At 51.2% G+C, this 19672-nt stretch carries 16 protein-coding genes; 8 read left to right on the top strand and 8 right to left on the bottom strand.

Annotated features, from left to right (window positions below; all coding sequences use genetic code 11):
* Positions 1 to 53 precede the first annotated feature (53 nt).
* The 6 genes from gshA to ACTS9Y_RS05860 all read left to right on the top strand — a co-directional run bounded on the left by gshA (position 54) and on the right by ACTS9Y_RS05860 (position 9095).
* Positions 54 to 1364: a glutamate--cysteine ligase gene (gshA, locus tag ACTS9Y_RS05835; protein WP_442585030.1), complete on the top strand. Its 1311-nt coding sequence runs from the start codon at positions 54 to 56 to the stop codon at positions 1362 to 1364.
* Positions 1365 to 1382: 18 nt separating this feature from the next.
* Positions 1383 to 2333: a glutathione synthase gene (gene gshB, locus ACTS9Y_RS05840; protein ID WP_442586909.1), complete on the top strand. Its 951-nt coding sequence runs from the start codon at positions 1383 to 1385 to the stop codon at positions 2331 to 2333.
* Positions 2334 to 2592: 259 nt separating this feature from the next.
* Positions 2593 to 3867: a D-amino acid dehydrogenase gene (locus tag ACTS9Y_RS05845; RefSeq protein ID WP_442585031.1), complete on the top strand. Its 1275-nt coding sequence runs from the start codon at positions 2593 to 2595 to the stop codon at positions 3865 to 3867.
* A 319-nt stretch (positions 3868 to 4186) separates the two neighbouring features.
* Positions 4187 to 6352 (top strand): TonB-dependent receptor plug domain-containing protein, encoded by a 2166-nt coding sequence (locus ACTS9Y_RS05850; protein WP_442585032.1) that lies wholly within the window; start codon positions 4187 to 4189, stop codon positions 6350 to 6352.
* A 108-nt stretch (positions 6353 to 6460) separates the two neighbouring features.
* Complete coding sequence (locus ACTS9Y_RS05855) at positions 6461 to 7750, top strand: ABC transporter substrate-binding protein (RefSeq protein ID WP_442585033.1); 1290 nt, start codon at positions 6461 to 6463, stop codon at positions 7748 to 7750.
* Positions 7751 to 7763: 13 nt separating this feature from the next.
* A complete protein-coding gene (locus tag ACTS9Y_RS05860) occupies positions 7764 to 9095 on the top strand; it encodes a di-heme oxidoreductase family protein (protein WP_442585034.1) in 1332 nt (443 codons plus the stop codon).
* Between the two features lie 5 nt (positions 9096 to 9100).
* Here the strand turns inward: ACTS9Y_RS05860 and ACTS9Y_RS05865 are convergent, their stop codons facing one another.
* Positions 9101 to 10027 carry a bestrophin family protein gene (locus tag ACTS9Y_RS05865; protein ID WP_442585035.1) on the bottom strand — a complete coding sequence of 309 codons (927 nt, stop codon included), beginning with the start codon at positions 10025 to 10027 and terminating at the stop codon, positions 9101 to 9103.
* A gap of 176 nt (positions 10028 to 10203) precedes the next feature.
* Here ACTS9Y_RS05865 and msrB point away from each other — a divergent pair, with 176 nt between their 5' ends.
* Entirely contained in the window at positions 10204 to 10650 is a 447-nt protein-coding gene (gene msrB / locus ACTS9Y_RS05870; RefSeq protein WP_442585036.1) for a peptide-methionine (R)-S-oxide reductase MsrB, read from the top strand.
* A gap of 71 nt (positions 10651 to 10721) precedes the next feature.
* On the opposite strand, the gene ACTS9Y_RS05875 is transcribed toward msrB, so the two are convergent.
* From ACTS9Y_RS05875 to ACTS9Y_RS05895, 5 genes are all read right to left on the bottom strand, one after another.
* A complete protein-coding gene (locus tag ACTS9Y_RS05875; protein WP_442585037.1) occupies positions 10722 to 11732 on the bottom strand; it encodes a catalase family peroxidase in 1011 nt (336 codons plus the stop codon).
* A 135-nt stretch (positions 11733 to 11867) separates the two neighbouring features.
* Entirely contained in the window at positions 11868 to 12320 is a 453-nt protein-coding gene (locus tag ACTS9Y_RS05880; protein WP_442585038.1) for a MarR family winged helix-turn-helix transcriptional regulator, read from the bottom strand.
* 332 nt (positions 12321 to 12652) lie between these two features.
* Positions 12653 to 15064 carry an EAL domain-containing protein gene (locus tag ACTS9Y_RS05885; RefSeq protein WP_442585039.1) on the bottom strand — a complete coding sequence of 804 codons (2412 nt, stop codon included), beginning with the start codon at positions 15062 to 15064 and terminating at the stop codon, positions 12653 to 12655.
* Positions 15065 to 15076: 12 nt separating this feature from the next.
* Positions 15077 to 15661, bottom strand: a complete 585-nt coding sequence (locus ACTS9Y_RS05890; RefSeq protein ID WP_442585040.1) for a methylamine utilization protein — start codon at positions 15659 to 15661, stop codon at positions 15077 to 15079.
* Between the two features lie 19 nt (positions 15662 to 15680).
* A complete protein-coding gene (locus ACTS9Y_RS05895; RefSeq protein WP_442585041.1) occupies positions 15681 to 16103 on the bottom strand; it encodes a group I truncated hemoglobin in 423 nt (140 codons plus the stop codon).
* A 167-nt stretch (positions 16104 to 16270) separates the two neighbouring features.
* On the opposite strand from ACTS9Y_RS05895, the gene ACTS9Y_RS05900 reads away from it, so the two are divergent.
* A complete protein-coding gene (locus ACTS9Y_RS05900) occupies positions 16271 to 17143 on the top strand; it encodes a DUF3034 family protein (protein WP_442585042.1) in 873 nt (290 codons plus the stop codon).
* Between the two features lie 73 nt (positions 17144 to 17216).
* On the opposite strand, the gene pqqA is transcribed toward ACTS9Y_RS05900, so the two are convergent.
* Both pqqA and ACTS9Y_RS05910 read right to left on the bottom strand, forming a co-directional pair.
* Positions 17217 to 17288: a pyrroloquinoline quinone precursor peptide PqqA gene (gene pqqA, locus ACTS9Y_RS05905; protein WP_081624291.1), complete on the bottom strand. Its 72-nt coding sequence runs from the start codon at positions 17286 to 17288 to the stop codon at positions 17217 to 17219.
* Between the two features lie 125 nt (positions 17289 to 17413).
* On the bottom strand, positions 17414 to 19672 hold the full coding sequence (locus ACTS9Y_RS05910) for a lipopolysaccharide kinase InaA family protein (RefSeq protein WP_442585043.1): 2259 nt from the start codon (positions 19670 to 19672) through the stop codon (positions 17414 to 17416).

The raw sequence follows: 19672 nt of genomic DNA on the forward strand, positions 1-19672 counted from the left end.
GCTGGCCTGCACCTGAAGCAGCCAGCCCAAAAAGATTTGCATAGGAGCAATATATGGTTCCCCATTTAACCACCGCGTTGAGCGGCCCGTTGGTCAGCCTGGAAAAGCGCATGCTGGAAGCCATGCCGGATATTGAGCACTGGTTCCGTGGCCAGTGGCAGGAAGTCGCCGCGCCATTTTATGCCAGCGTAGATTTACGTAACGCAGGCTTTAAATTAGCACCGGTGGATACCAACTTGTTCCCCGGCGGTTTTAATAACCTGAATCCGGAATTCCTCAGCCTGGCGGTGCAGGCGGCGCAGGTAGCGGTGGAGAAAATCTGTCCTGACGCGCGCCGTTTATTGCTGATCCCGGAAAACCATACCCGTAACACTTATTACCTGCGCAATGTGGTTGAGCTTTGCCATATCCTCAAGGCCGCTGGCATGGAAGTACGCGTAGGCAGCCTCTCACCAGACATCACCGAAGTCACCCGGCTGGAAACCCATGATGGCCTGCCCTTGATCCTGGAACCACTGGTACGCGAGAAAAACCGCCTCAAGTTAAAGGCCGTGACGTTTGAAGGTGTGGATTACCCGGCGTTTGATAGCTGTGCCATCCTGCTCAATAACGACCTGTCTGGTGGCGTGCCGGACCTGTTGCAAAACCTGGAGCAGAACCTGATCCCGCCGCTGCACGCAGGCTGGTTTACCCGCCGTAAATCGCAACATTTCGCAGCGTACGACAAGGTGGTGGATAGCTTTGCCAAACTATTGGATATAGACCCCTGGCTGCTGAATCCCTATTTTGATACGGCCAGCGGCATTGATTTCCATGCCCGCGTCGGTGAAGACCAACTAGCGGACAAAGTCGATGCCATGTTGAAAAAGATTGCCGCCAAGTATGCTGAATACGGCATCACGCACGCCCCATTTGTCATCGTTAAAGCAGATGCAGGCACCTACGGCATGGGTATTATGAGCGTCAAATCGGCCGACGAAGTGCGCGACCTCAACCGCAAGACTCGTAACAAAATGTCGGTGATTAAAGAAGGCGTAGAAGTCTCCGAGGTGATGATACAAGAAGGTGTGTATACCTTTGAGAACATCAATGATGCCGTGGCCGAACCGGTGGTGTACATGATGGATCACTTTGTCATCGGCGGTTTTTACCGTGTGCACACCAGCCGGGGCGTGGATGAAAACCTCAATGCGCCCGGCATGCAGTTTGTACCTTTGGCGTTTGAAAAGCCCTGTACCCTGCCCGACTGTAGCGACGCGCCAGATGCGCCGCCCAACCGCTTCTACGCTTATGGTGTAGTCGCGCGCCTGGCCTTGCTGGCAGCCGGCATGGAGTTACAGGACAATGACCCGCTAAACGCTTAACTGACTCTAAGGCGCATGATGAAACTGCTGTTTATACTCGACCCGCTGCATACCCTGACCGTTTATAAAGACACCAGCCTCGCCATCATGCGCGCCGCGCAGGCACGCGGGCACCATCTTTATGTGTGCGAACAGCATGATTGGCATTTGCAGCGCGAGATCGCACTGGTGGATGCGCAACCCTTCAACTTTGATGACAATGGCTGGGTAGTAGGTGATAAAACCACGCATGCGCCCACGGTTTTTGACGCCGTTCTCATGCGCAAAGACCCGCCGTTTGATAACGAGTACCTGTATAGCACCTACTTGCTGGAACTGGCGCAGCAACAAGGCGCAAGGATCATTAACGACCCCGCCTCTATCAGGGGCTGGAACGAAAAACTGTCGGTCGCCCGCTTTCCGCAATTCACGCCACCCTTCATCGTCACCAGCCAGCGCGACAAAATACTGGCGTTTCTGGCGGAACATGGCGACATCATCGTCAAACCACTCGATGGCATGGGCGGCAGCGGTATTTTCCGGCTACGCAAAGATGACCCGAATATTTTCGCTATCCTGGAAACACTGACGCAGTTTGAAACGCAAACCATCATGGTGCAGCGCTATATCCCGGAAATAGTCAAAGGCGACAAACGTATTCTGATCATCAATGGTGAGCCACTGCCTTATGCGCTCGCACGAATTCCCAAGGCTGGCGAGACTCGCGGCAACCTGGCCGCAGGGGGCAAAGGTGTCGCGCAACCGTTGAGTGACCGTGACCGTGAAATTGCGGAAACAGTTGGTAAAACCCTCAAGCAGCACAGCCTGTTTCTGGTCGGCTTAGATGTAATTGGTGATTACCTCACCGAAGTGAATGTCACCAGCCCGACCGGCATGGTGGAAATCGCTGCGCAATCCAGGGAATGGGCCGTGCCCTGCGACCCGGCCAAAGTGATGGTGGAAGCATTGGAGAAAGGCATCGCAGGTTAAAAATAATTTTAACTTCACTAAAGCTGGCGCATGCTTTAGTCGGGCTTTACCGCATTTCTAGCATCTGCCTTCCTCGCTCTTCCGATAGCCTTGTGCGTGCTTTCATGGCATTCTCGCACGGGCTGACACCGCAATATATATCTTTAAATACAAATTCCTGCGGCTAACTGACGTCTTACCTTATCAATTTTGGTAATATGGTTTAAACGGTTTAATTAAACACGTTATATCAGAGATTGCTGCTCCAGGAGTGTTGTTCATGCGTGTGCTAGTGCTGGGTTCTGGTGTGATTGGGGTGACAAGCGCTTACTACCTTGCGTTAAAAGGTTTTGATGTCACCGTCATAGACCGTCAGCCGACTGTTGGTATGGAAACCAGTTTTGCCAATGCCGGCCAGATATCGCCTGGCTACGCGGCGCCCTGGGCCGGGCCAGGCGTCCCTTTCAAAGCACTCAAATGGCTGTTTCAACGGCATGCGCCACTCCGGTTGCGGCCGGATTTCAGCCAGTGGCAGGCGCAATGGATGGCGCAATTTCTAAGCAACTGCTCTGTTGCACGCTATACCCTGAATAAATCCCGCATGGTGCGTCTGGCCGAATATAGCCGCGACTGCCTGCGTGAGTTGCGGGCCAATACGGGTATCCAGTATGAAGAACGCAGCCGTGGCACCTTACAGGTCTTCCGCACACAAAAGCAACTGGATGTTGAAGCCAAGGATATCGCCGTGCTCAGCCAGATGGGCGTGCCTTTCCAGCATGTGGACCCGGAAGGTTGCGCGCGTATTGAACCGGCTTTGAGTCAGGTGAAAGACCAGCTGCTGGGTGGCCTGCATTTGCCTGATGATGAAACAGGTGATTGCCAGCTGTTTACCACCCGCCTGGCTTCCCAGGCACAAGCGCTGGGGGTGCAATTCAGGCAGGACGTTACTATCACTCGCCTGATCACGCAAAACAATCAGTTGCACGGCGTGGAGATCAATAGCGGCAATGGCATTGAAACACTGGCTGCCGACCATTATGTCGTCGCCCTGGGCAGTTACTCGCGCGAACTCATGCAAGGGCTAGGTTTGAATTTACCGGTCTACCCGGTCAAAGGCTATTCGCTGACGGTGCCGATTATCAACAGTGATGCCGCACCGGTTTCCACAGTGATGGATGAAACCTATAAAGTCGCCATCACCCGCTTTGACCAGCGCATACGTGTCGGCGGCATGGCGGAACTGGCAGGCTTTGATCTAACGCTGCACCCGCGCCGCCGTGAAACCCTGGAGAAGGTACTGAACGGCTTATTCCCCAAAGCAGGCGATGTCACGCAAGCCAAATTCTGGGCAGGCCTGCGCCCCATGACACCAGATGGCACACCGATTATCGGGCAGGCCGATAGCCGGTTTGCCAATGTCTGGCTGAATACCGGGCATGGCACGCTGGGCTGGACCATGGCGTGCGGTTCTGGCCAGGTGGTAGCTGATTTGATTGCCGGGGAAAAACCGGCGATTGAGACTCAAGACCTGGCATTTTCGCGCTATCAAAAATAATTACCATTCTCATGATGCGGCGTACATTCGCATGCCGTTCAAAACGCGCTGCCCAAGTGGCGTTTAAATAACAAGTGGCGTTTGAATAACATCTGGCGTTGCAATCATTCGTCATAAATCGCAACTTTCCAACGCTATTATTCTTTTTAACGCCAAGGTCAAAGCCATCGATATTCCCGATAGAATATAACGATGCTAAAATCCCTGTCGATTTAAGGGAGAAGAAAAGTCAGTATTTGTTTACATATCGCTATTCCCTTTCGGATGTATCGAATGATTTTTCTTGGCATAAAGCACTAAAAAGAGAGGACAACCTACGGTGGCAGTTTTACATCATAAAAAAATAGCAGGCATCATCGCTTGCCTGTTGGGAGGCACCAGCGCTCAGGCTCTGGCAGAAGATAACAATAACAGCAGCAACGTATTTACCTTGGGCCAAATCACAGTGACCGGCAACCGCGACTCAGAAAATCCACTGGGGACTGCCACGCTGGATCGTGAGCAACTGTGGGATTTTGGCAAGAATGGTGTGGCTGACGCGCTGAACCTGATTCCGGGGGTAGCGACTACCATGGTTTCCGGGCAAGGTCGGCGCAACGAGTCTGACATCAGTCTGCGCGGTCTTGACCGTACACGTGTGCCACTCACTATTGATGGCATCCGCCTGTTCTTGCCTGCGGACAACCGTATCGACTTTAGCCGCTTCCTGACGGCTGACCTTTCAGAAATTCAGGTCGCCAAAGGCTATGTCTCGGTTATTAACGGCCCGGACGGTATGGGTGGCGCCATTAACCTGGTGACGCGCAAGCCAGTCAAAAACTTCGAGGGTGAAGTACGCTATTCTGCGCTGCTGGGTAACAATGGCCAGCACGATGGCGATATCTGGTATGCCAACCTCGGCGGCAAGCAGGAGAAGTTTTACTGGCAAGCCAGCCTGCAGCAACGCGACATTGACGGCTGGCGGCTCTCCAGGGATTATAAATCCGACTTGCCTGCTACTGCACCTAACTACCAAGGCAGCGGGTTGCGTAACTTCTCGGATTCGAGTGATTGGCGTGGCAGCGTAAAGTTAGGTTTTACACCGAACGAGACTGATGAGTATTCATTCAATTACTCCAAGCAAAGTGGTGAAAAGCGTCGTGCGCCGCCAGTGCGAGGGAATGATGATGTGCAGAGTACAGGCGCTAACACGCGTGTCTGGGACTGGCCGATCTGGGATACCAGCAGTCTTTACTTTCTGTCGAACACCCAGCTTGGTAGCAAAACTTATCTGAAATCCCGCGCTTTTTACAATACCTTTAACAACCAGCTGGATTTCTATACCGTGGCACCGGGTGGCGGTAATCGCCTCGGTACCCTGGCGAACTCCAGTACCTATGATGACAATTCCAAGGGATTCAGTGTCGAGCTTGGGACTACCTACTTTGCACAACAGACCCTGAAAACATCGTTGCACTATCGTCGTGATGAACATATTGAGATGAACACCAATCGGTTGAACAACTCGCCAGTGGCTGCCAACAATAACCCACCTGAGCCAAAGCAAAAAACCGTTGAGGATATTTGGTCGCTCGCACTAGAAGACACCTGGCATATCTCGCCCACCATCGACCTGGTAGGAGGCATCAGCCGCGACATGCGTGGATCCAAACAAGCAGAGGAATTCAACCAGGCAGTGTCATTGCAACCAGCAGTACTATTTAATCTGCCAGTGAAAGATACGAATGCGACAAACTACCAGGCTGCGGCGATCTGGCGCTACCAACCGGGCGGGAAAGCACATTTTTCAGTATCTGACCGCGTACGTTTCTCCACGATCTTTGAGCGCTACAGTGGCCGCTTTGGTACGGCAGTCTCGAATCCCGGACTAGACCCGGAACGCTCGCGCAACTATGAGCTGGGCATAGAGGATAACCTGGCACAGGGCGTGCGCGGTACAGCAGCGATATTTCATAACAAAATTAAAGACTACATTCAGCAAGTACCGAATGCTGTGTTTGTCGCAGGGGTGGACGGAGGCTTCTTTGCTCAGAACCAGAACGTCGGCGAAGCCACGATTAAAGGTATAGAGCTTGGGCTGGTCGCCTCTGTGTTTCCCACACTCGAAGTGGGTGGCAATTACTCGTGGATCGATGCCGAGATATCGCCGCCACCGGGCACGGTGACTTCGTATCCTTATCTGGCGACACCCAAAAACAAAGGCTTCCTCTATGCAAAATGGAACCCAACCAACAAATGGAACATCGTGCCTAGCTATGAAGTGGCAGATCAACGCTGGTCTTCGCAGTTAACCGGGGTTCCCGGGCCGAGATATGTGGAAACAGGCTCTTACAGCTTACTCAACCTCAAGGTTGATTACAGAATCGTGAACGACTGGGTAGTGTCTTTTGCCGCCAATAACCTGCTCGACAGGAATTATGAGTTGTCGGCCGGTTATCCTTCGCAGGGCCGTCACTTCCTGTTATCGACGCGTTACCAGTTCTAAGCATGTCAAGCCGTTACTTTCCGGCCAAGACGGCATGCCTGCCATGGTTTCACAGATGCAGGCATGCAGTTAAACAGTGCGTTATCCATGTTAAGCAGGAGTTATTTCATGTCCCTTCGCCGTACACTTGTTAGCCTGTTGTATGGATTACTAATTGGCAGCAGTTGGCTATTCAGCATGGCGGCCAATGCGGCTGAGAAAGTAGTCATCATGACCAGCTATCCGCAAGAGATGATTTCGCAGTTTGAAGCGGCGTTTGAAAAGCAGTTTCCACAATACCGGCTGGAAGTGTTGTGGAAACAATCGAATGATGCCCTGCCCTACCTCACCCAGCACCATGGCGAAGTGGATGTGTACTGGACGCCTTCACGGCAGAATTTTATGCAGCTGAAGCAGCAAGGATTATTGCAAACACTGGACCCGGTATGGATTAAATCGCCTGCCAGTTTGCATGGCACCTTACTGAATGACCCACAAGGTGATTATGCGGCGACAGAAATTGCCGGCCTGGGCATGGTGATTGCGCCTTCGGCATTTTCTAAAGCCAAACTGCCTGCGCCCAAAGACTGGCAAGACCTGACGCAGCCAAGCTTAGAAGGGCAGATCGCCTTTCCCTTGCCTGCTAAAATCGGCTTTGCCGGTGGGCTGATTGATGCCATGTTAAGAGAAAAGACCTGGTCAGATGGCTGGGTCATGCTCACTAAAATCACCCTCAATGCACGTTTTATTGAACACGGCTCCACATTTATCACCGATGAAGTAGCCGCAGGGCGTGCCATGGTTGGCATTACCATGGATTTCTTTGCGGCATCGGCGATCGCCAAAGGCGCACCGCTACACTATATTTATCCGCCAGTAGTGGCTTATTCGCCCGCACATGTCGCGCTATTAAAAGAGGCGCCTCACTCGTCAGCAGCAAGGGATTTTGTGCAATTCACGTTATCGACTGCCGGGCAGCAATTATTGTTTACGCCTGATATCCGAAAATTACCGGTAGACCCAGCGGCCTATGCGCAACGCCCGCATGGTTATTTCAACCCTTATGCCGCAGCAGAAAGCAAAAGCGGGCAAGTGCGCGACGTGACAGAGCAAAACCTGCTGAATGCGTATTTCGAAGCGACGCTCGCCAGGCATCAGGCCCTGTTGCAATCCTTATTTGTGAACCTGAATTTTGCCAGGCATCTGAAACGTGACCCGGCAAAAATCAATGCGCTTGAACAACAGTTATTGCAGCCGCTGCTCTCTGAACAACAGCTATTGACTGCCGAGCATTACCAGCGCTTTCAACAAAACCAGAGCAGTGAAAAAGAAGCGTTGATCAAACAATGGTCAGAACTGGCCAAGACCCGCTATTTGTCTGTCGCTAACACCTTACAGACATTGCTTGTCGCACCCTGATGGTGACTAACACATGCGGCTGATACTGTGCGGATTTGTACTGTGCTATGTGTGCAATGTCGCGGCTCAGGAGACCACGTTAACAACACCCTCGCGCTCAGCCGACGCTTATACAAAACCCTACGCGGGCTTAACCGACCCCATCGCCCTCAAGACGTTTCAGGAAGGGCGTACCTTATTCCGCCAGGTGTGGACGATACAGGGTGGCGAAGACCAGCGTTTCTCGGGGCTGGGGCCGCTGTATAGCCGCTTCTCCTGCGTGGCCTGTCATCCGGGCAATGGTCGTGGTTTTGCACCCGATGACGCCTCACAATCGATGAAAGCCATGCTGGTCAGGTTGAGCGTGCATGCTCCGCTGCAAGGGACTTTGCCGCACCCGGTGTATGGCGAACAGCTCAATGAGTTCGGCATTCCTGGCGTGACTGGCGAAGGGGTGGCACGCGTGCATTATGACACCATCACCATCACGCTGGCAGATGGTGAAACAGTGCCATTACGACAACCACGACTAAGCTTTAGCGAGCTGGCTTATGGCCCGCTCACCAATGTGCTGACTTCTGCGCGGATTGCGCCTGCCGTGTTTGGCTTGGGTTTGCTGGATAATATTCCAGATGCAGAGATCCTGCGCCAGGCGCAACGGCGCAAGCCCAAGGGCATTTTCGGACGGCCGAATAGGGTGTGGGATATAGCACAACAGAAAATAGTGATCGGTAAATTTGGCTGGAAGGCCAATGTGCCGAATCTACGCCAACAGATCGCCAGCGCTTTCCATGGCGACCTGGGGATCACCTCCAGCCTGTTTGCCGCAGAAAACTGCACACCGCAGCAAACGCATTGCCTATCGATACCCTCTCAGACCACGCCGGAATTATCAGACCAGCAACTGCATGAAATACAGTTTTACCTGGCCGCTCTGGCAGTGCCTCAACCCGAAGCGACTAGCCAGGCGTTGCAACGTGGTGCATTGTTATTCAGGCAGGCGCAGTGCATAGAATGCCACACGGATCAATTGCGCACCGGGCAACACGCCAGTATTGCGCTGTTAAACCAGCGCAGCATTAGCCCTTATAGCGATTTGTTGCTCCATGATATGGGTGAAGGCCTGGCCGACCATAGGCCAGACTTTGCGGCGAGTGGCCGTGAATGGCGCACACCACCACTGTGGGGAATCGGCCTGGCCAAAAAGGTGCATCCTGAAGCCGGTTTCTTGCATGATGGACGGGCGAGGACGTTGCAGGAAGCCATACTCTGGCACGACGCTGAAGGCAAGACCGCTAAACAGCGCTATATGGCTTTCACCAAAGAAGAGCGAGCGCTTCTGCTGCTGTTTATTGAATCGCTCTGACCTCACTACATCAATACAAAGTCTTTAGGCACAGGCAGCGGTGGAATATCGGTATCGCCCAAGGCTTCCTTGGTTTCAATCTCGATCACATCCACCAGCGCACTGATAGGCAATGCATTCGCGCCCACGGCAAAGGGTTCTTCCAGTTCGTTACCAAGCGCATCCAGGCCAAAAAAAGTATAGGCCGTCAGCGCGGTGACAAAAGGCGTTGCCCAGCCCAGGGTGTTGGCAAAACCAAACGGCAGCAGAAAACAAAAAGTGTAAGCAGTTCTGTGCAACAGCAAGGTGTAGCCGAACGGAATCGGTGTATTTTGTATGCGCTCGCAAGAGGCCTGCACCAGCGCCAGTTTCTGGATCAGTTCATCGAGCATATTGAACTGTATCGTATCAATACGATCGCTGTGCAAGGCCTGGATCAACACGCATTCCATCGCCCTCAGAATCGCTTCGGCAGGGTTTCTGCTGTTTGCGTATTCATGAAATACCGCTTCCGGCAAGTAGGCGTGGATTTTGTGTCTGGGGTTACCAGGCCTGAGTTGCACTAACAATGCCTGTGCATAGGCGATATTACATTCGAGCAAGATACGGCGCGGCGATTGCGCAATATTTTCGCTGCCTTCATCCAGCACCTGGCTCAAGCGAGCAAGGCTACGCGAAGCCAGCACGAATTCTCCCCAGATTTTCCTCGCCTCCCACCAGCGTTCGTAGCAGGCATTATTCCTGAACGCCAGGAAAATAGACAAGGTGATCCCCAGCAAAGCAAACGGGCCACCGTCAAATTTGGGTAACCAGTCGGGCCGGTAGGTGTAGATAGACACGATCAACGTGGAGAGCGTCGCCACAAACACCAGCAGTGGCATGATCTTTAATACAATCGAACCTTTGATAATAAAAAAGAGCTCTAGCAAATGTGGTCTGGGTCTGACGATCAAAAGGGTTCTCCTGCAAATCGAACTATTGTTGTGATGTATACTCGATGGTTAAGTGTATCCGCCAGCGACCTGTTTGCATTTGCGAAAGAAACAGGGGAATCAGCTGCTTTAACGCGTTTTTATTGCGAGTCAACTTAGTCACAATCACCTTAATCATCGTTAGCGAGTAAATGATCATGTTGAAATGGAAAGATGTACTCAAACTTGCCAGAGATGGCAATCATGAGCCTAGTCACAAAGTAGAAAAAACGCCGCAGGAATGGCGTGAGATCCTGGCTGAAGATGTATTCACCATCACGCGGCTAAGCGCGACCGAACGGCCATTTTCATCAGAAATGTGTGAAGCGTTTACGCCAGGGCGTTATGCCTGTGCCTGTTGCGAACAAGCGCTGTTTGATTCCGGGCAAAAATTTGAATCTTCCTCTGGCTGGCCTTCGTTTGACCAGCCTCTGACGCCGGATGCGATTGCGTATATTGAAGACGGCAGTCATGGCATGCAGCGGATTGAAGTGAAATGTAATGTCTGTGATGCGCACCTGGGGCATGTGTTCCCCGACGGCAAAACTGAGAGCGGCTTGCGCTATTGCATTAATGGCAAGGCGACTACGTTTATTAGCGCTTAAGTTGATCAGTGCTTAAAATTTGGCCCCTGTGGACATCAGTCTACAGGGGCCAATTCACTTCTAATCTCGCTTTATTTACCTAACCTTCTGCCAAAGCTCACGGCATAAGCGGTCGGGCGGGCAAGCAGGATAGGATCCTGGCTGGCCTCTATGCCTTCGGTTAATTGCAATGGATTAAACATCACTGTTTTTTCCTTGGCTTTGCTATCTGCCACCACCGATTTCAGGGTCAATGTGCCTAACTCAACGACTTTACGGCTTTCCGGCCACTGCACAGTGGCATTGTTCACTTCATCGCCATTATCAGCAATTTGCAGCAACAACTTGTATTGCACGCTCTTTGCTTTCACACGCTCGGCGATATCCTGCATCAGGTAATCCGGTGCCGCTGCATCGGCCGCTTCCTTGCTCAGATACTGCGCGCCTGCCACCGGGATGATCTGGTAACGACCATACACACTTTGCCCTGCCGCATTGGTAAATTTAAAGGCATTCACACCAAAAAATGGCTGCGTGGCAAAACTGACTGGCGCTGGCTTGGGCGTAGTCACAAATTTCAAAGCGGCCGGGTGTGAGCCTAAAAACTGTTCCACCGGGCTGGGTTTGGCAGTGCTATTTTGTGAATCACGCACGGCATTGAGCAAGCCTAAAAAGTCTTCCGGCGTCGCGGCCGGGAAGTTATTGATTGAAATACTCACAATATCTGTCGCCAGGCCATCATCCAGCTGGAAGCGAATGGCGATGCCTTTAGGAAAAGCATTGCCGTTGGCATCGGGGATATTCGGCACGCCAGTCGCATCCGAAAATCTGACCAGCACCGGGCTGTCTGCTTTCTGCAAATGCGCTGCCTTACTGATACTTGCAGCTTGCGCTGAGGGTTTGAATGCGCCTTCCAGCATCACTCCCTTGGCATGGTTGGAGCGAAAGCCTGCATGCGGCCCGCCGGATAGCGTAGTTAGCGTATCAACCAATTGCTCAGTGACAGGCTTGGCATCAGTAACCAATTTATCGTCGGCCAACACAGGCTGGGCAGCGATAAAGGAGGCGGCGGTTAACGCGCTGATCAGTATTTTTGTTTTCATGATGATGTCCTTTCAATCTGTAAGGTAAAAAATTAAATTTATCTTGTAAAATTAACCATATGACAAGATTAAATAGTGCACTACTTTTATGACATAAAAAATATAAAACAACCCCAACAACTTATACAACCATTTTTATCCGGCATTCTGGATCAAATGGTTGCGTAATACATTCATACGGTCCCGCAATGACAACAGCTCTTCGACCGGGCAGCCCATTGCGCATAACAATTCATCCATGATGCTAGCTGCCTGCTGCCGTAAATTACGCCCAGTGTCGGTCAGGCAAATAATCACTTGTCGCTCATCTTTACTCGAACGCACCCGTTGTAACAATTCGGCGGATTCCAGCCGTTTGAGCAATGGCGTCAAGGTGGCCGAATCCAGGAACAGCTGCTCACCAATATCACTGACAGTGCGCTGGTCGCTTTCCCACAACACCAGCATGACCAGGTACTGCGAGTAGGTTAACCCAAGTTTTTTCAGCAATGGCCGGTAAGCTTTGTTGATGGCCAGTGATAGCGAATACACGGCAAAACATAATTGCTCATTTAAAATCGGGGTCTTGCTCTTGGTAGTGCCAGTCATGCTGATGATTATATATAGCGCGCTATTTAATTGCAATAAAAAATTAAACGCTTATTTTTTAAGCAGGTTTAAGAGGATCTTCGCCACGAAGTATCCTTTGTTGTGCATTCTGATTTTGCTCATTTCAATCTCCTTTGAATATGAAACACATGGTAAAACCAATGAGTCACAAAAGAAAATTGAATTTTTTTATGTGGCTGATAAGTAAAATTGCTGGAAGCGAAATGCTGGTAAGTCCAACTGAAATCGCAAAGCTGCGCCTTCAGGCAGGTTTGGTCATCAGCAAGCATGAGCTGGTTGTGATATCGAGAAAAGTGAAACGACAAATCCACTTAACGCGGCGTGTTAAAACCATCCAGCGGATTGACGGCAAATGACAAGTCGTCGCCAATATCGATATCAATCTCGTTCTGGCCTTCCCATCGCTCCAGCCAGATAGAAAAATCTTTTTCCGGCATCGGTTTGCCGATGAAATAGCCTTGCCCTTCGTCACAGCCCAGCTTGGCTAGCTGGCCAAGCACTTCTTCGTTCTCAATGCCTTCAGCCACCACATTCAAACCCAGGTTGTGCCCCAGGTCTATGGTCGATTTCACAATGCTGGCATCCCCGGCATTTTTATCCATAAACATGACAAACGAGCGGTCAATCTTCAACTCTTGCACTGGTAGTTGCCGTAAATAAGCCAACGAAGAATAACCGGTACCAAAATCGTCAATGGCCAGATGCAAGCCCATGGCGGCCAGTTTCCTCACCACCGTTTCGGCGCGTTCCGGGTCTTGCATCAAGCTGCCTTCGGTGATTTCCAGTTTGAGTGCTTTTGAATCGAGCTTGTGCGTTTTCAGCAACTCGGCTATCTGCTCCGGCAACTCCATATTGTTCAAATCGCGGGTAGACAGGTTTACCGCCAGGCTGATGTATAAACCCTGACTTTTGTACTCCGCCAGTACCTGGCAGGCACGCAACAGCATCCAGTTGGTGATTTCGCTGATGATGCCGGTCTGCTCGGCAAACGGGATGAACTGGTCAGGGAAGATCATGCCTTTTTCCGGATGTACCCAACGGATCAGTGCTTCACCGCCCAGCGTTTTGCGTGTTTTCACATCAATTTTTGGCTGGATATACAGTAACAGCTGATTTTTCTGGATCGCCTCTTTTAAATCGGAGATCAGGGTGAGGGTTTCTGACTGATCGATCTCCAGTGCCGTGTTGTAGACGATCCAGTCGGATTTTTTGATTTTGGATTCATGCAGGGCAGTCTCTGCATGATTGAGCAAGGCTTCTTCATTCACGCCATGGTCAGGGTACAGCGCAATGCCCATGGCGGTGCGCACATCGATCGCCTGCCCTTGCACATTGACCGGCGTATCGAAGATACGGTTGATCTTGTCGGCATATTGCGTTGCCTTGGCCTGGTCTGTCTGTTGTAACAGCACGGCAAACTCATCGGCAGCCAGACGCGCGACCACATCATGCTCAGACAGGATATTTTCTTTTAACACCTGGCCGACATGGCGCAGCAAATCATCACCGAAATCCCGGCCCAGCGTTTTATTAATCGGTTTGAAACGGTGGATATTGATCACCAGCACACTGAACTTCTGCTGCGTTTCTGCGTGCCGCATAATCGCCTGCTGCAGGCCTTGCATAAAGGCCAGGCGGTTTGAAAGCCCGCTCAGCTCATCATTAAACGCCAGGCGCTGTATGCGCAGCGTGCGTTGCAACACCGCCTCCCGCATACTGTTGAGCGCTTTACCCAGGTAGCCGACTTCATCGCTGCTATCAATGTGGATTTCTTTTGCATAATCACCCATGGCGATTTCATCGGCATTTTTCACCAATTCGGCGATAGGCTCGGTGATTTTGCGTGAGACATACCAGATCAGCACGGCAAAGATCAGCACGCCCATAAACGTCAGCACAACCATGCTTTGGAACAGCTGGTTCAACTCACGCGTAAACGGGGCGACCGACCCTTGCAGCACGACCAGTAATACTTCGTCTTTGGTTTCATGCAAAGAGCGGATTTTGAGGTGATAAGTCTGGCCGCGTAGATCGACTTTATGCAGAGACAGTTTTTGGCGGTAAATATCAGAGACGGTTTTGACCAGCACATTTGACAACAGGCTAGTACCGGTGCTGCTCATCAGCTTCCAGTCCTGTTGTGCCGTTTTTTGCAGAAAGGAGACATCCAGGTGCGTGAGTTGCTTGATCTGGTCGGCCAGTCGGCCATCCACGGCAAAGCCCATCACAATCCAGCCTATGATATCGGGCGCTTTCACCGGCACCGTGATCAGTTGATACGGCTTGCCCTCGACAATATCAAACTTGAGGGTGCCGTTCTGGTTCTGTAATACGGCCTGCCGCGCATCTGCATCAAACTTGCCATCAGCCGTTCCTATCACCAGATCCTCGCTATTGCTGATGTAATAAGCCACCTGGGCGTGGATACGGCCCTGGTAACTTTCCAGCGCAGATTTGATCGTTTCTGCATCGTTACTGGCCACGGCATCGCGGAATGCAAAATCAGCAGCCAGCACTTGCGTGGCTTGTTTCAGGCTTTGGGTATTGTGTTGCAGCAGATTAACAAAGACGCGTTCGCCAACGTTGATCTGGTCTTCGGCAAGCTCGTTAGCATGTTTAACCAGCGCGTATTTCAGCGGTATGAGACCAGCGAGTTGAATAACGACTACAACGGAGAGAAATGTAAACGCTATTCGGGAGCGAATATGTTTGAACTTGATCATGCAGTCTTATTTTTATGGAATCGACACTTTAACCTCAGTAGCCCCATCAATTTTTACCTTTTGCTCAGTACCGGGCTTATTCACCCCTGGCAACCACACTTGATAAGTATATTGGCCCTGGCTCAACTTGAGCACAGCCCGGCCTTTATCATCCGTTTTAGCAAAAAATGGCGTATCTACTATGTATATGTACCCTACCATAGAATCATGAATGTTGCATCCTAAGGTCACCACGCCTGCCTGGTCAAACGGCAAGGGATTGGTCGGCACACCAGAATACAATTTTAATTCAAATTTCTTGGCGGGTGAAAAAGAGTACACATGATGCCGGAATGTGTCTTCATTGGGGAAGTTAATATTCGTCCCGGTCTGCACGACCGTGATCTTGGGGTTGAACATTTTGTTTTTCTGCACAATCGTGCCAGTCGCAGCCGGGTTGCTGGCGGGTGTTTTGCCATCATAAAAAGCCACCACGGCATCGGTCACAGTATTGCCGGCGGCATTGGTCACAATCACCGTCACCGTATCTGCATTGGCCACACTCAACAGCGCAGTGGTGAACACCAGCAACACTGTTCGCAGCATTGCTGCCAGCATAAGCATTCCTTTATTCATTTTAATTGGTGACTACATCGTGCTTCATTGGGGCCAGTATTTTCAGCAACTCATTCTTCTCTTTGGTGGCTATACCATTGGCGTCAATGCGTTCCCGTAATACATCCACCAGGATTTCAAACTCTGCCGTGGTAATGTGCAAATCCGCATGCGATTTTTTCATGGTTTCGCCTTCGTAAACGCAATTACCGCCGGTTTTGATGCATAGAAAATTCGTCAGGCTTTCCTTTAATGTCTTCATCTTAACATCTTCAAAGGAGCGCTTGGTGCGTGGATCTTTGCTAACGATATCCAGTGTCTGGTTTGAGATTCTGCTCAATATCGGCAAACCACCTATCCGCTGAAACAATGTGGCTTCCGGCTTGGTCTGCAAAACACAACCGGCACATAATAATATCACTACCGCCATCACAAAATTTCGCACTGATTCTCTCCATATTCTTTTGACCTATGCTCGCATCATACAACCCCGCCGCGGGATGCATTTGGCAAAAAAACCCCTATTCCTGTGTTTTTTCGCACAATTATATTTATCGCGTCAATTAGATAATGCGTCAATGAATAAAAGACTGAATAACAATCGAGGTTCCTATGGATAAACTGAAATCTATCGCCACTGCTTTATCAACCCTATTGGCATGCATTGCATTCTCTTCACAGGCACACGCAGGCGATCGCTTACTGGCGACCGGCGGCGTGACACAAGTAGAGGGCTCCGCTGGCGGCGGCTTGATGCCGTGGGCAGTGATTAGCGGTTACGGGACGGATAAACAAGTTGGTGGCTCGGCGTTTTACACGCATGCAGAAACCAAAGCGGATTACAAATTGAATTCAGCAGGTATTTCATTAGGGTTTGCTAACCGCGTGGAAGTCAGTGCTGCACAGACCAGGTTTGGTTTGGGCAACACGGTACGTGGTGAAGAAATACGCCTGAATACGCTGGGTGTTAAATTGCGTGTGATTGGCGATGCCATTTATGATCAGGACAGCTGGCTACCGCAGATTTCTGTAGGCGCGCAGTACAAATACAACGAGGACTTTAACTTTATCCCCAAAGCACTGGGTGCCAAAGACCGTAGCGGTGTCGATTACTATGTTGCGGCCAGCAAGTTGTTTCTGGGTGCGGCCAATGGCTACAACTTGCTAGTGAATGCTAACTTGCACGCCAGTAAAGCTAACCAGTTTGGCCTGCTGGGTTTTGGTGGCGACAGGCGTGACAGTTATCGCATTTACCCTGCTGTTTCTGCGGCAGTGATGTTATCGGACAGTTTCCTGGTAGGCACTGAGTTGCGCTTCAAGCCAGATAACCTTTCTGCGGCTGAGGAAAAAAAAGCGCAGGATATCTTCCTGACCTGGTTTCCGCATAGAAATGTTTCCGTGACTGGCGCTTATATAGACCTGGGGACGATTGCCACCAAAGAAAATCAAACCGGCTGGTATTTATCCGGGCAAATCAATTATTAATTTATACATCCACAAAGCTTTGCACAAATGACAACGGGCGCTGAGAGCGCCCGTTTTTCGTAGCAAGGAACAATTACTTGTTCATTACGTACATAGTTACTTCAAAGCCGAAACGCATTTCGGTAGCAGCTGGTTTTGTCCACATGATTGATTTCCTTTAATTAGTTTCGCTTTAGCGTTTGCTATTACGTGTGACCATATTAAAACTGCGCGCTGGCATTGTCGTGCTTAAACTGCGCAACTAGCCATCATGATTTTCATGAGACTGCCCTAAGTACTGCTCCCGGTGCGCAGACTTTTGATCTTGCGCAATAACTTGCGCATGCCTTTACGGCCTATGGTGCGTTTTAAATGGACTTTAAAATCATATAAATAAAACGGCAGCAACGTGCCGATATTCAGGCTGTGCCCCGACAGCCCCAGATACAGCGTCAGGAACTGCTTGCGCCCATCCCAGTGTAACTTCTGGATAGCACGGGTTAAATCGGCAATTCTTTCGCCATACGGAGTTGCGGTGGCATGGGCGTGCAGGCGTGCGGTATCAATCAATGAGAATGTCAGGCGCTCGTCCTGCTGGCTGACCAGAATATTGCCGCCGGAGAAATCCCTGAAATAAATGCCTGAAGCGTGCATATGCAGGCAGAACAGCGCAAAGGCCTGGTACAAGGTTTGCGCAGCAACGCCATGAAAGCTCTGCTCACCCTGGCTAAAAGCGATAAATGCCTGGGCAATGCTAAAGTCGTGCGTGACATATTCACAGATAAAGAAATTCTGCTTGAGGCTGGTGTCGTTGACACGTTCGAAGTAAGCCAGCGGCATGGCAGTGCCTACGCCACGACGCAATAATTCCATGGCACCGTTCCAGCTACGCTTGGCTTTGCTGGGTTTAAAACGGTCGAGCAAGGTTTTGTGCGCATGCATCCTGACCGGTTGTTTGACGGTGACTTTTCGATTGGCAGACCTGGGGTCAGCAATCGGCCAGATCGCGTTTCGGGCATGGCGTAAAGCTTGCTCTTTGGCAGGCGCTTTGAGGGTACCCGGGTGCCAGGCATACCAGAGCTGTGCCGCCTGCTCAGGGCTTTCAGCCAGGATCATGCCGCGCCAGTCGGCTTCTTGCACCGGGAAGTATTGCAGGCCCTGAATATGCGCGTGGATGATGGTCTGCGACAATTCGGGGTTGGTGGTGTGTAATTCCACCGTTTCTGCTGCATCCCACATCAGGTAAACAGGGGTTTCGGTAATTAGCGCTGGCTGTGCGATGGCTTGGCCATTGCGGTTGATACATTCCACCGTACGCAAAGCAGATTCCGCATATACCTGGTTCAATATCGCACAGTGGCCATTGATGGCCCACACGACATGGATCAGTTTTTGATGTTTGCGTAACTGGTGAATCTCCAGCCCATTACCGGTAACCAACGGCCCGATATAATGCGCGCCATTGAGCCAGCGCGCGACGGTTCTCAGCGCTGAAAAGCTCGGGTTACGCTGGTATTCATGCAGGTTGCCATCGGCAGACTGATAATAGGCCACGCGCTCCAGCGCCGGGTAGCGCGCCTCATCCAGGCCGTCATTGATCACCCCTTCGCGGTGGCAAATCATGGCGCCCCAGTTGGCCTGCGCTAATGCGCCAGAAGCAGCCAGCAAGGTGAAATAACGCGTGACATAGTCTGCCTGCTTTTGTGCGCCATCCGGTAAATGCCGCTGTATGCGGTAAATCGCCCAGAAAGCCACCGGCGAAATCAGCGTAGCAACGCCAAAGTCTCCACCAATTTTTTGCAGTAAGCGGGCTTTTTTAATCAGGTTGAATTTTAAACAGCGTGTCCAGCGGAACTGAAAAATACGGTGATCCGGTTGCTCGGGCTCAATCACGCGCTCCACAAACAGGTTATTGCTATGCACGTCCGGCAGTAAATGTGCTGCCTGTAGTTTCTTGAATGCGCTGATGTTGTACAGCGGCTCAAAATCCTGGATATTCGGGCCAACCACTTTGACACCATATTGCCTGGCGAGACGATGAGCGATCTGCCACGCCTGCAAAAAGCCAGGCCATTGGTAACCAGACCAGCGCTTGCGGTTAATGGTATTGCCGATTTCGAGACTGGCGATCTGCGTGGCATATTGCTGCAAAAATTGCTCTACAAACTGCTGCCACCGGCTTTGCACCTGCGCATCCAGCATATGTCGGGCAATCGCAAATGGCTGCACCAGGTGAACATCCACCAGCAAGCTTGCATCCAGCAGGCGCTGCAGCAACCTGGTCTGGTGCTCGAACATGTCGTCATCACCGATATCCAGGCGCACGCGCCCCAGGCCTAACGCTGCGAGTTGCGCCAATACATAATCGTCAGTTTCCGGTTGCTGGTTGGTGGCGACACAAATGCCAATAAAATGCGTGGGGATGGCATGGTCTTCCACCGGCAAATGGCTGTTTTTAAGCCGCAAACCGCCCTTAAAAATATAGGCCAACCCATCTTGCACTACCTCGCGGGTGAGCATACTGGGCAACTTCGATCGTTTCACAGCCAC

Origin of the sequence: Methylophilus sp. (assembly GCF_052173275.1) — a bacterium.
In the GTDB taxonomy this organism is placed as follows: Bacteria; Pseudomonadota; Gammaproteobacteria; order Burkholderiales; family Methylophilaceae; genus Methylophilus.

Coding starts and splice junctions, on each gene's coding strand:
- gshA (WP_442585030.1), top strand. CDS start 54: ATGGTTCCCCATTTAACCACCGCGTTGAGCGGCCCGTTGGTCAGCCTG.
- gshB (WP_442586909.1), top strand. CDS start 1,383: ATGAAACTGCTGTTTATACTCGACCCGCTGCATACCCTGACCGTTTAT.
- ACTS9Y_RS05845 (WP_442585031.1), top strand. CDS start 2,593: ATGCGTGTGCTAGTGCTGGGTTCTGGTGTGATTGGGGTGACAAGCGCT.
- ACTS9Y_RS05855 (WP_442585033.1), top strand. CDS start 6,461: ATGTCCCTTCGCCGTACACTTGTTAGCCTGTTGTATGGATTACTAATT.
- ACTS9Y_RS05860 (WP_442585034.1), top strand. CDS start 7,764: ATGCGGCTGATACTGTGCGGATTTGTACTGTGCTATGTGTGCAATGTC.
- msrB (WP_442585036.1), top strand. CDS start 10,204: ATGTTGAAATGGAAAGATGTACTCAAACTTGCCAGAGATGGCAATCAT.
- ACTS9Y_RS05875 (WP_442585037.1), bottom strand. CDS start 11,732: ATGAAAACAAAAATACTGATCAGCGCGTTAACCGCCGCCTCCTTTATC.
- ACTS9Y_RS05880 (WP_442585038.1), bottom strand. CDS start 12,320: ATGACTGGCACTACCAAGAGCAAGACCCCGATTTTAAATGAGCAATTA.
- ACTS9Y_RS05885 (WP_442585039.1), bottom strand. CDS start 15,064: ATGATCAAGTTCAAACATATTCGCTCCCGAATAGCGTTTACATTTCTC.
- ACTS9Y_RS05890 (WP_442585040.1), bottom strand. CDS start 15,661: ATGCTGGCAGCAATGCTGCGAACAGTGTTGCTGGTGTTCACCACTGCG.
- ACTS9Y_RS05900 (WP_442585042.1), top strand. CDS start 16,271: ATGGATAAACTGAAATCTATCGCCACTGCTTTATCAACCCTATTGGCA.